Consider the following 11,674-nt stretch of genomic DNA (forward strand, 5'->3'; position numbering starts at 1 on the left):
GAGCGGCAAGATGGACATGCATTGGATCGCGAGCGCGGCGGTGTTGGTGGTCATGGCCGTGGTGTCGGCATACCGCGAAGCGCTGAAGAACGAGCCGATTCGACCGCGCTTCGAGTGGGGCGGCGCGCCCTATGTCGAGGAATTCGAATCGTAAAAATTTGTATCCGGAAAATCGGTAAATTGTCGCTGGTCGATACGGCTGACCGGCAATATCGACCGGTTTGGCGACGATTATCCATTAATCGAAGCGGCGGCGCGATTAAGCGTTGTCGTAAATAGCGGCGGCGGGCTGAATTCAATGTGCCGTTGAATCGTGCCGCGCCATCCGGACATTCATTGTGCCGTGTCGCGAAACGATGCGACGCGGCGCGCTCAACGCAATCAGGATGCAATCATGTTGAAAGTTACCAAGGCCGTGTTCCCCGTTGCCGGTCTCGGCACACGGTTCCTGCCGGCGACCAAGGCGAGTCCGAAGGAGATGCTGCCGGTCGTCGACAAGCCGTTGATCCAGTATGCGGTCGAGGAAGCGATCAATGCCGGCATCACGGAAATGATCTTCGTCACCGGCCGCAGCAAGCGCGCGATCGAGGATCACTTCGACAAGTCATACGAAATCGAGGCGGAGCTCGAGGCGCGCGGCAAGGAGAAGCTGCTCGACCTGGTGCGCAGCATCAAGCCGAGCCACGTCGACTGCTTCTACGTGCGCCAGCCGGAGGCGCTCGGCCTCGGCCACGCGGTGCTGTGCGCGGAGAAGCTGGTGCACGGCGAGCCGTTCGCGGTGATCCTCGCCGACGACCTGCTGCACGGCGAGCAGCCGGTGCTCAAGCAGCTCGTCGACGTGTTCAACCACTATCACAGCTCGGTGATCGGCGTCGAAACCATCGCGCGCGAGGACAGCCGCTCGTACGGCGTCATCGAGGGCCGCGAGTGGGAAGAGGACATCATCAAGCTGTCGGGCATCATCGAGAAGCCGTCGCCCGAGGATGCGCCATCGAATCTCGGCGTGGTCGGCCGCTACGTGTTCATGCCGACGCTGTTCGATCACCTGCGCAAGATCAAGCCCGGTGCGGGCGGCGAGCTGCAGCTGACCGATGCGGTGCAGTCGCTGCTCGCGCACGAGCAGGTGCTCGCGTATCGCTACTACGGCACGCGTTTCGATTGCGGCAGCAAGATCGGCTACCTCAAGGCGACCGTCGAGCTGGCGCTCCAGCATCCGGAAGTGAGCCGCGAGTTCGAGGCGTACCTGCGGACCTGTTTGCCCGCGCTGGCTGCCGTCGCTTAGCAGCCCTGCGCGTCACGTTTCAGGTGGTGGTTGTTCCGTTGGCCCCGGTTCGCCTTGTGCGCCGGGGCGTTTTTCATGGGCGCGGGCCGGCCGCAATCCGCTAGCGCGCCGGCTTGAGCGTTTCCGCGACGAACGCCGCGACGGCCTTCCTCGCGTCGGCCGCGGCCTTTTCGTCGTAGCCGATGGTCGTGCCGCGCTCGACGCACGCGTCGGCATACGAGAACGGTTGCCTGGTGTCGGTATTGATCACCTGGCCGAGGTCGTTTTCCGCGAGCCGGCAGTGGCGCAGCGTCTGCGCCTTCGGCAAGGTCAGCGGCGGATTGAACGCGCGCCCGTCGAAGACGTGCCGGGCGCCGGGGTATTCGGTCAGGCTGACGTCGCGGCCTGCGGCCTTCAGCCGCTCGACGTACGCGCGGCACGGCGCGATCGGCGTGTAGTCGTCTCCGGTGCCGGCGAACACGCGCACGGGCCGAGGGGCGATGTCCTCGTCGTCGCGATAGGCGACCGGGCAGCCGGGATAGAAGGCGACGTACGCGGCGAAGCGGGCCGCGGACGCGGCGTGCATCCGCTGGAACCGCGTGAGGCTCGCATACAGCGTGCTGTGGCCGCCGCGGGAGAAACCCATCAGCATCACCCGGGCGGGATCGATTCTCGGATGCTTCGCCAGCACCGCGAGCGCGCGATACGCATCCTCGATCTGCACGAGCCGGCCGAGCTGTGCCTGATCGTCGTTCACGCTGACGAGGCCGCGGCTCGTGAAACTGTCGATCACGAAGGTGGCGACGCCCATCGCGAGGAGTTCGCGTTCCCAGTCGGTTACGTAGCTGCTGATCCCGCCGGACCCGTGCAGCAGGATCACGAGCGGGAAGCGTTCGCTGCCGGCGCGCGGCAGGCGCAGTTCGCCGGCGATCGTGACGGGCTTGCCGTCCTCGCGGCCCGCGAGAAACGCGTCGTCGGTCATCGTCAGCGACTCGAACGGGATCACTTCCATCCGCGCCTGCGCCCGCGCGATGGGCGGCGCGAGTGCGAGCACGAGGCAGAGCAAGGCCGGCGCGACACGGCGGAAACACGCACAATGGCTTTCACGCGTAAGCATGGCGACGTCCTCGTTCACCGCGTATCGGCGGCCGACCTGCTGCTGAAAGCGTAGTGCATCGCCGGCTCGTTGCAAGCCGGCCGGCGGGTGGGCGCTGCCGTCAGCGCGCGGACGAGCGCTGCGGCGCCGCGAAATGGCGCATCAGCCGTTCGGCAATCGGCTTCTTGCGATCCAGCAGCCGCTTTTCGAGATAGCGCCAGGAAAGATGCGCGAGCAGCACGGCGAGCCCGAATTGCAGCATTTGGGGCAGCACGTCCAGCGCGAACGGCGGCAGCCGCGTGTGCTGGTAGAGCGCCGGCCTCGCCCCGAAGCGCGCGGGGATCAGGTTGTGGAACAGGTAGAAGCCATAGCTGATCGTGCCGAGGTAGACGAGCGGCGGCCACTCCAGCAGCGCGACGGCGGGATGGTCGGGCTCGCGGACGATCCACAGCAGCAGCGCGCCGAGCGATGCGGAGAGCCCGAAATCCACGAGCGCCGAAGCGGCGCCCGGCAGCGCGACGCATGCGGGCAGCACGAGGAACGTCACGACGCTCGCCGCCGCGAGCCAGCCGGGCGGCGCGCGGCGCGCCACAGCGGGGCCGTGCTCGGCGAGCGCCATCGCGCCGATGCCGCCGAGCGCGATCAGCGCGAAATTCCACGGGGAAAACGCGTAGATCAGCACCGGCGACGCATCGACGAGATAGAGGCCGAGGTGCACGGCCGCACAGAGCACGACCGCCGCGATGCCGAGCGCGATGTGCCGCGACGTCCGCGTCGCGAGCAGCGCGAGCGGCGCGATCAGGTAGAACTGCTGCTCGATGGCGAGGCTCCAGAAATGCGATGTGGTGCCGGGCCAGCCGTTCTTGACGACGCCGATCCACAGGTTCGACAGAAAGAGCGCATGCCACGCGAGGCCGAGGTCGACGCCGCGCTGGTAGAACAGCGCATGCGCGATCGCGAGCGACGCGAGCAGCAGGTAATACACGGGGAAGATCCGCAGCGCGCGCTTGGCGAGGAACAGGCTGAACGCGTGGCGGCGCGACAACGTGCCGCGCTCGACCGCGTGGCGGCTGCGGTGCAGCTCGCCCACGATCAGGAAGCCGCTGATGTAGAAAAACGTCCACACGCCAAGCTTCCCCACGTCGATCGTGAGGACGTGGCCCTTGTGGGACAGGAAGACGAGAATGACCGCGATGGCTCGCAGGCCGTCGAGTCCTTTGACGTATCTGACTTCGCGCATGAAGGCGTCCTGGCATGGGTCGCGCCACTATAGGCGCACAAATATCGAACGTAATTCACGTTTCGATGCATACGTGCAGGCGTTTTCTTGCGTGCCGGGCGGCGTCGCAGTCAGCAGCAAGCAACAAAACCTGCAGAAAACCCGCGGAAAACGCACAAAAGTACTCCACGAAGCGTCGACGCGCTTGTAGAATCCGGCCTTGAAGCGCGCACATCGTGCGTTTCGTGTATCCAACGACCACACCTGGTAGGAGAAACATGGCGACTTCCGCAAAAAAGGTGGCCAAGAAGGCTGCCGCACCGGCCAAGAAAGTGGCTGCCAAAAAAGCAGCGCCCGCGAAGAAAGTAGTGGCCAAGAAGGCCGTCGCGAAGGCGCCCGCCGCTCCGACGCCGCTGAAGGACAAGTTCACGAAGGCATCGCTCGCAGTGCACATCGCTGAGCGCGCAGCTGTCGAAGTGAAGGCTGTCAAGGCAGTGCTGGCCGCACTCGAGAACGTCGTGCTGGGCTCGGTCCACAAGAAGGGCGCAGGCGAGTTCACGCTGCCGGGTCTGCTGAAGATCACGGCGCAAGCCGTGCCGGCGAAGAAGAAGCGCTTCGGCAAGGATCCGTTCACGGGCGAAGAGCGCTGGTTCCCGGCCAAGCCGGCCAGCGTGCGCGTGAAGGCGCGTGCGCTGAAGAAGCTGAAGGACGCGGCTGCTTAACTGCGGCGCAACGGTTGCCTGCTGCGTGCAGGTGGCCGTCGAGTGTCCCACGATCCCCGTGCGCGAAAGCGCATGGGGATTTTTTATTGCGGCGCGCAACGGGAAGCGGGTTGGGCGACGTGACGAACGACGGCGGGCACGATGCGTCGCCGCACGCGCTGCTGCCGCGCCGCCATTCGATCAGCCGTCCTGCGGTTGATCGGGCGTGTCCAGCGTGAGCTGGTAAAACGCCGCATCCAGCCAGCGGCCGAACTTGAAGCCGACCTGCGCGAGCGTGCCCGCATGCGTGAACCCGAGCCGCGTGTGCAGGCGGATGCTGCCGGCGTTGCTCGCATCGATGCAGCCCACCAGAACATGGACCTGCGCGTCGCGCGCGCGGCGGACCAGCTCGCGCAACAGGCGCTCGCCGAGCCCGCGGCCACGCTGTTCGTGATGCACGTACACGCTGTGCTCCACCGTGTACTTGTACGCGGGGAATGCACGGAACGTGCCCCAGCTCGCGAAGCCCAGCAGGCGGCCCGACGCATCGACTGCGCCGACGACCGGAAAGCCGCCTGCGCGCTTCGTCGCGAACCAAGTCGCCATCGCCTGCGGGGGGCGCGGCGCGTAGTCGTACAGGGCCGTGGAATTGACGATGGCCTCGTTCAGGATGTCGAGGATGGCCGCCGCATGCTCGGCTTCGCTGCAATCGACGAAGCGCACGTCGTCGTGATGTTCGGTGGGGGACATTAGCGTTCCTGTTGACTGGAGGAAGTGTTGTTCGAGCGGATGAACGTGGCGGCGTGTCCTTCGCAAAGGACCACGACGTAGTGCGCGGGACGGGACGTCGGATTGCTGAAGACCAGCGGCTGATCGAGCCGCATCGCCAGGCAGTCGCCGTCGCGAAGCGCGTGGACCTGATCGCCGAGCGTGACGTCGACGCGCCCGCGGATGACCCAGACCTGCTGATGCACGGCGCTCTCGCGTCCCGCCGCTTCGTACGCGACGCGCGCGCCGGCCGGGAACGTCACCTCGACGAGCTGGATCGGCGAAGGCCAGCCGGGCGGGGAGAGATTGCGCCGCACGTAGCCGGAGGCCGGGTCGCGCCACTGCGCTTGCTGCGCGCGGCGCACGAGCGGCTGCGCGGGCGCGTCGTCGGGGGCGCCGTCGAACAGGCTGGCGAGCGATACGCCGAGCCCGGCGGCGAGCTTGTCGAGCACGACCGCCGTCGGGCTGGCCGCACCGCGCTCGATCAGCGAGATCATCGACCGGCTGACGCCGCTGCGGGTGGCCAGCGCATCGAGCGTGTGGCCGCGCGTCGCCCGCAATGCGCGCACGCGGCGGGCGATGCGCTCGTTGACGTCGCTGTCGGCAGGGGCGTCAGTGGACACGGGCGACTCCATCATGATGAATTTGTGATCCAGTATAGTGGAATATCGCGGCGGCAAATATCCCGGTTGGTTCGAGGCCGTTCGCGTTGGTTAGCGGTCCGGCCTGCCGGCTGCAGTTTGGTGGGGGGATTGCGGTCGGGCGTGAGCCCGTGAAATGCGGCGTGTATCGGCCGTTCTGCGACGGCACGCGGCGGGAAGCAGGCAAGAAAAAAGCCAGCCATGGCCGAAACCGATGACTGGCTTTGCAGGCCGGCGGCACGGCGTCCGGAGACGCCGCGTGCCGGGAATGTTGTTTTTAGAACTTGTGGCGGATGCCCAGTGCGACGATTTCCTGCGAACTCGTGCCGGCGATGCCCGACGAAGAGATCGAAGCCTGAGCGGATTGCGTGCCAAGGGTCACGGAACCATCGGGGTTGACCGTCACGGTGCGTTGCGACCCGCTTGCGTGCTGGTAAGCGCCGATCAGGTAGACGTCCGTGCGCTTCGACAGCGCATAGCTTGCGCTGGCCGAGACTTGGTGGTACTTCGCGTCCGTATCACCGCTCGCCTTCGTGTAAGCGTAGCCGAGGCCGAGCGTGGCAGCAGGCGTAGCCTGGTACGTTACCCAACCGCGACCCGTGTTGTACTTCTCGTTCGACAGGAACGCCGACGCGCCGTCACGATAGTACTGCGCGTTGCTGTAGCCGAGGCCGAATGCAAACGGGCCAAACGTGTACTGGCCTGCGACCTGTGCGATGCCGATCGAACTTGCCGTTGCATAGCCGGAATTGATCGGGCCGTTGAAGGTTGCGCCTGCGTCGGCCGTCGGGCTCGTCCACCCTGCGGTGCGCGACGCACCGTTCGTCATGTGCAGGTAGCCTGCGGCAACACCCAGCGGGCCGTTGTTATACGCGAGCGCGGCCGACCACGTCTGGCCCGAGCCCGGCTTGCCGGCGACGCCGCTCAGCGAGTACATGCCTTCGAACTGGAACCCGCCGAAGACCGGCGACGTGTACTTGACCGCGTTGTTGAAACGAGCGCTGTTGTCGTTGTTGTCGACGTCACCAGGCGTTGCGTATTGGAATGCGATGTTGTCGCCGGTCAGGCCTTGAACCAGGTCGGTGACCGGGTCGTATTGACGGCCCAGCGTCACCGTGCCGTATCGCTCGCTTTGCAGGCCAACGTAAGCTTGACGACCGAAGATGCCCTTGTTTTGGCCCAGGGCGCCAGTACCAGGATTGAAGCCGCTTTCCAATTGGAAAATCGCCTTCAGGCCGCCGCCCAGATCTTCGGTGCCCTTGAGGCCCCAGCGGCTGCCGCTCTCGTTGCCCGACATCATTTGCCACGAGTTGTTGGCCTTGCCGTCATTGCCGTGAACCCATGCGATCGACGTATCGATCACGCCGTACAGCGTCACGTTGGACTGAGCGTGCGCAGCACCAGCGGTACCCAGCAGTGCGAGCGAGAGGGTAGACAGAGCGAGTTTCTTCATCGTTGAGTTTCTCCACGCGAGTGAGTCGTTATTTGTTGCGGGATGCAGAATAGCTCAGTGCCATCCGCGCGAGAAAGCTCAAAAAATAAAGTGTCTCCAAAACATCACAGCGAGGAAAAAACCATATAGATCAAGGACATTGCCGGTCATTCCGATTTTTGAAATAGTTGACATTTGCTGCGATGCGATTGTTGCGTGTTCCATCGTGGTGCATGGGGAACGAGCGGATTTCGCGCAATGATGCGAGGAAAGTGGGGTTGGCAAACGTTTGCGGCCGCGCTTGCGCGCGCGATGGATGCAGTCCGCTCCTCACGCGACTGCGTGACGACACGAAGAGACTTGGATGGCCGAGTTGTGCTATATGCGCCGGCGTCAGCGCGACCGGTCGCCCGGCGGCGCTCCGGCCTGCGTTTCGGCCCGCCGCTCGCGCACCGCGCCGCGGGCCGCCGCGAACTCCGCGCCGAGCAGCAGCACGGCGGCGGAGAAGTACAGCCACATCAGCAGCACCGCGAACGACCCGGCCGCGCCGAACGCGCTCGCGGTGCCGGCATGCGCGAGATACAGCGCGAACAGCTTCTTGCCGCCGGAAAAGAGGATCGCGGACACGGTGCCGCCGATCGCGGCGTCGCGCCACGCGACGCGCGCATCCGGCAGGAACTTCATCAGCGTGGCGAACGCGCCCGCGAGGACCGCGATGCCGACGAGGAACTGCAGCAGGTCGGTGATCGCGATATAAGGCGAATCGCCCCACAGCCAGGTGCCGACGAACGTGATCGCGGTGTCGAGCACGAGCGACACGATCAGCAGGAACGCGACGCCGAGTACGAGCCCGAACGAGATCAGCCGTACCCGCACGAGGCCGAGGACGCTCGACCAGCGGCTCTCGGTCGCCGGCCAGATCACGCTCAGCGCGGAACTGAGCGACGAGAACGTGGCCGACGCGCCGAGCACCAGCGCGCCGAACGAGATCAGCGCCGCGAGACCGCCGCGGTTGCCGCTGCGGTGCGCGTTCTGGACGATGGTCTGCACGCTCGCCGCCGCATCGTTGCCGATCAGCTGGTGCGCCTGCTGGAACACCAGGCCGCGCGCGGCGTCGTCGCCGTAGAACCAGCCGGCCACCGCGATCACCATCACGAGCATCGGCGCGAGCGAGAACGCGGAGTAGAACGCGATGCCCGCGGCCATCGTCGTGCAGCGGTCGGACGAGAAGCGCTTGAAGGCGTTCAGCGCCCAGTTGGCCTGTTGCCGGGCGAGGCGGGTTGCGTCGGAGGTGATCTGTCGTTTCATGCGTAGTCGGTCGCAACGCAGTGTGCTGGTGAGGGTTGGAAGCGGGACAAGTTCGAGGCGCTCGCGTTTTTTAATAGGACAATTTCGTATTGATCCGAGGAAACGGCCATAGTTGCGCGAACTGTCTATAATTCCTTTCAGTTTGTCCCCAACGATATTGCCGAGACCATCATGCTACAAATGTCCCGGCGCCAGTTCCTGAAAGTGACCGCCACGTCGCTCGCCGGATCGAGTCTTGCCCTCATGGGTTTCTCGCCGACCGAAGCGCTCGCGGAGGTCCGTCAGTACAAGCTGGCGCGAACCGTCGAAACGCGCAACACCTGTCCATACTGCTCCGTCGGCTGCGGCATCCTGATGTACAGCCTGGGCGACGGCGCGAAGAATGCGCAGTCCAGCATCATCCACATCGAAGGCGATCCCGACCACCCGGTCAACCGCGGCACGCTGTGCCCGAAGGGCGCGAGCCTGATCGACTTCATCCACAGCCCGAGCCGCCTGATGCATCCGGAATACCGCGCACCGGGCTCGGACAAGTGGGAGCGCATCTCGTGGAACGACGCGCTCGACCGGATCGCGAAGCTGATGAAGGCCGACCGCGACGCGAACTTCGTCGAGACGGCCGACGACGGCGCGAAGGTCAACCGCTGGCTCACGACCGGCATGCTGGCCGCGTCGGCGGGCAGCAACGAGGTCGGCTACCTGACGCACAAGGTCATCCGCAGCACGGGGATGCTCGCGTTCGACAATCAGGCGCGTGTCTGACATGGCCCGACGGTGGCAGGTCTTGCCCCGACGTTTGGCCGTGGAGCGATGACGAACCATTGGGTCGACATCAAGAACGCGGACGTGATTCTCGTGATGGGCGGCAATGCAGCCGAGGCCCATCCGTGCGGATTCAAGTGGGTGACGGAGGCGAAGGCGCACCGCAAGGCGCGGCTGATCGTCGTCGACCCGCGCTTTACGCGCACCGCCTCGGTGGCGGACTATTACGCGCCGATTCGCACCGGCACCGACATCGCCTTCCTGGGCGGCATCATCAATTACCTGCTGACGAACGACAAGATCCAGCACGAGTACGTGAAGAACTACACGGACTTCTCGTTCATCGTGCGCGAGGATTTCGCGTTCAACGACGGCATCTATTCCGGCTACGACGAGCAGAAGCACGCGTACCCGGACAAGTCGAGCTGGGACTACGAGCGCGGCGACGACGGCTTCGTGAAGGTCGACCCGACGCTCGCGCACCCGCGCTGCGTCTACAACCTGCTGAAGCAGCACTACGCGCGCTATACGCCCGAGATGGTCCAGCAGGTGTGCGGCACGCCGAAGGACAAGTTCCTGAAGGTCTGCGAGATGCTCGCGACGACGGCCGTGCCCGGCCGCGCCGGCACGATCCTGTACGCGCTCGGCTGGACGCACCACTCGATCGGCGCGCAGATGATCCGCACCGGCGCGATGGTGCAGCTGCTGCTCGGCAACATCGGCATCGCCGGCGGCGGGATGAACGCGCTGCGCGGCCACTCGAACATCCAGGGGCTGACCGACCTCGGCCTGATGTCGAACCTGCTGCCGGGCTACATGACGCTGCCGATGCAGTCCGAGCAGGACTTCGAGGGCTACATCAAGAAGCGCACGCAGCTGCCGCTGCGGCCGAACCAGCTCAGCTACTGGAAGAACTACAAGGCCTTCCACGTCAGCTTCATGAAGTCGTGGTGGGGCGATGCGGCGACCGCGGAGAACAACTGGGGCTACGACTACCTGCCGAAGCTCGACAAGCAGTACGACCTGCTGCAGACGATCGAGCTGATGAATGCCGGCAAGATGAACGGCTACATCTGCCAGGGCTTCAACCCGCTCGCGGCGGCGCCCTCGAAGGTGAAGACGGCAGCAGGCCTCGCGAAGCTGAAATGGCTCGTGATCATGGATCCGCTCGCGACCGAGACGTCGGAGTTCTGGAAGAACCACGGCGATTACAACGACGTCGATTCGTCGAAGATCCAGACCGAGGTGTTCCGTTTGCCCACCACGTGCTTCGCGGAGGAAGACGGCTCGCTCGTCAGTTCGAGCCGCGTGCTGCAATGGCACTGGAAGGGCGCGGAGCCGCCGGGCGAGGCGCGCAGCGATCTCGAGATCATGTCGGGGCTGTTCCAGCGCATGCGCGATGCGTACGAGAAGGACGGCGGCAAGTTCCCCGACCCGATCGTCAACCTGACCTGGCCGTACGCGAACCCGGAAAGCCCGACGCCCGAAGAGCTCGCGAAGGAGTTCAACGGGAAGGCGCTGGCCGACCTGCCCGATCCGAAGGATCCGACCAGGACGCTCGTGAAGAAGGGCGAGCAGCTCGCCGCGTTCGCGCAGCTGAAGGACGACGGCACGACGGCGAGCGGCTGCTGGATCTTCTGCGGGTCGTGGACGCAGGCCGGCAACCAGATGGGACGGCGCGACAACTCTGATCCGACCGGCATCGGCCAGACGCTCGGCTGGGCGTGGGCATGGCCCGCGAACCGGCGGATCCTGTACAACCGCGCGTCGTGCGACGTCAACGGCAAGCCGTTCGACCCGACCCGGAAACTGATCGGCTGGAACGGCAGCGCGTGGTCGGGCCCGGACATTCCCGACTACAAGGCCGACGAGTCGCCCGAGACCGGCATGGGCCCGTTCATCATGAACCCGGAAGGCGTCGCACGCTTCTTCGCGCGCGCCGGGATGAACGAAGGCCCGTTCCCCGAGCACTACGAGCCGTTCGAGACGCCGCTCGCCGCGAACCCGTTCCATCCGAACAACCCGCAGGCGCTGAACAACCCGGCCGCCCGCGTGTTCCCGGATGACCGCGCGTCGTTCGGCAAGGTCGCGGAATTCCCGCACGTCGCGACGACCTATCGCCTGACCGAGCATTTCCACTACTGGACCAAGCATGCGCGGCTGAACTCGATCATCCAGCCCGAGCAATTCGTCGAGATCGGCGAAGACCTCGCGAAGGAAGTCGGCGTTGTGCATGGCGATCGCGTGAAGGTGTCGTCCAAGCGCGGCCACATCGTCGCGGTGGCGCTCGTCACGAAGCGGATCAAGCCGCTGACGGTCGACGGCAAGAAGGTCCAGACGGTCGGCATCCCGTTGCACTGGGGCTTCAAGGGCTTGACGAAGCCCGGCTATCTCGCCAATACCCTGACTCCGTCCGTGGGCGACGGCAACTCGTACACACCGGAATTCAAGTCGTTCCTGGTGAAGGTCGAAAAGGCTTAAGGGGA

The 11,674-nt window shown here is 65.3% G+C and carries 11 protein-coding genes; 4 read left to right on the forward strand and 7 right to left on the reverse strand.

The genetic code is table 11. The features are described 5' to 3' along the window. Nucleotides 1-10: 10 nt before the first annotated feature. Nucleotides 11-154 carry a hypothetical protein gene (locus KY49_RS38275; RefSeq protein WP_010099202.1) on the forward strand — a complete coding sequence of 48 codons (144 nt, stop codon included), beginning with the start codon at nucleotides 11-13 and terminating at the stop codon, nucleotides 152-154. Nucleotides 155-394: 240 nt separating this feature from the next. Beyond that, complete coding sequence (galU, locus tag KY49_RS26830) at nucleotides 395-1,282, forward strand: UTP--glucose-1-phosphate uridylyltransferase GalU (protein WP_010099203.1); 888 nt, start codon at nucleotides 395-397, stop codon at nucleotides 1,280-1,282. Nucleotides 1,283-1,382: 100 nt separating this feature from the next. Here the strand turns inward: galU and KY49_RS26835 are convergent, their stop codons facing one another. From KY49_RS26835 to KY49_RS38280, 3 genes are all read right to left on the reverse strand, one after another. Further along, nucleotides 1,383-2,378: a dienelactone hydrolase family protein gene (locus KY49_RS26835; protein ID WP_052495833.1), complete on the reverse strand. Its 996-nt coding sequence runs from the start codon at nucleotides 2,376-2,378 to the stop codon at nucleotides 1,383-1,385. Nucleotides 2,379-2,478: 100 nt separating this feature from the next. Beyond that, the gene (locus tag KY49_RS26840; RefSeq protein WP_042587450.1) at nucleotides 2,479-3,597 is read right to left on the reverse strand and encodes an acyltransferase family protein; all 1,119 of its coding nucleotides are present in this window, start codon (nucleotides 3,595-3,597) and stop codon (nucleotides 2,479-2,481) included. 55 nt (nucleotides 3,598-3,652) lie between these two features. Then, the gene (locus KY49_RS38280; protein WP_162487813.1) at nucleotides 3,653-3,952 is read right to left on the reverse strand and encodes a hypothetical protein; all 300 of its coding nucleotides are present in this window, start codon (nucleotides 3,950-3,952) and stop codon (nucleotides 3,653-3,655) included. Between KY49_RS38280 and KY49_RS26845 the strand changes: the two genes are divergently transcribed. Then, the gene (locus KY49_RS26845; RefSeq protein ID WP_042587451.1) at nucleotides 3,855-4,298 is read left to right on the forward strand and encodes an HU family DNA-binding protein; all 444 of its coding nucleotides are present in this window, start codon (nucleotides 3,855-3,857) and stop codon (nucleotides 4,296-4,298) included. The two genes, KY49_RS38280 and KY49_RS26845, sit on opposite strands and share 98 nt — an antisense overlap. Nucleotides 4,299-4,478: 180 nt before the next feature. On the opposite strand, the gene KY49_RS26850 is transcribed toward KY49_RS26845, so the two are convergent. The 4 genes from KY49_RS26850 to KY49_RS38785 form a co-directional block, all read right to left on the reverse strand. Beyond that, nucleotides 4,479-5,027 (reverse strand): GNAT family N-acetyltransferase, encoded by a 549-nt coding sequence (locus tag KY49_RS26850; RefSeq protein WP_042587452.1) that lies wholly within the window; start codon nucleotides 5,025-5,027, stop codon nucleotides 4,479-4,481. Then, complete coding sequence (locus tag KY49_RS26855) at nucleotides 5,027-5,680, reverse strand: helix-turn-helix domain-containing protein (RefSeq protein WP_442854666.1); 654 nt, start codon at nucleotides 5,678-5,680, stop codon at nucleotides 5,027-5,029. Before KY49_RS26855 ends, KY49_RS26850 begins: the two co-directional genes overlap by 1 nt. Before the next feature lie 283 nt (nucleotides 5,681-5,963). Then, the gene (locus KY49_RS38780) at nucleotides 5,964-7,139 is read right to left on the reverse strand and encodes a porin (protein WP_042587454.1); all 1,176 of its coding nucleotides are present in this window, start codon (nucleotides 7,137-7,139) and stop codon (nucleotides 5,964-5,966) included. Between the two features lie 372 nt (nucleotides 7,140-7,511). Then, nucleotides 7,512-8,426 carry a YihY/virulence factor BrkB family protein gene (locus tag KY49_RS38785; RefSeq protein ID WP_042587455.1) on the reverse strand — a complete coding sequence of 305 codons (915 nt, stop codon included), beginning with the start codon at nucleotides 8,424-8,426 and terminating at the stop codon, nucleotides 7,512-7,514. A gap of 171 nt (nucleotides 8,427-8,597) precedes the next feature. On the opposite strand from KY49_RS38785, the gene fdnG reads away from it, so the two are divergent. After that, a complete protein-coding gene (gene fdnG, locus KY49_RS26875; protein WP_156162614.1) occupies nucleotides 8,598-11,669 on the forward strand; it encodes a formate dehydrogenase-N subunit alpha in 3,072 nt (1,023 codons plus the stop codon). Nucleotides 11,670-11,674: the final 5 nt, after the last annotated feature.

Source organism: Burkholderia sp. MSHR3999 (genome assembly GCF_000833595.1).
Taxonomy (GTDB): Bacteria; Pseudomonadota; Gammaproteobacteria; order Burkholderiales; family Burkholderiaceae; genus Burkholderia; species Burkholderia ubonensis.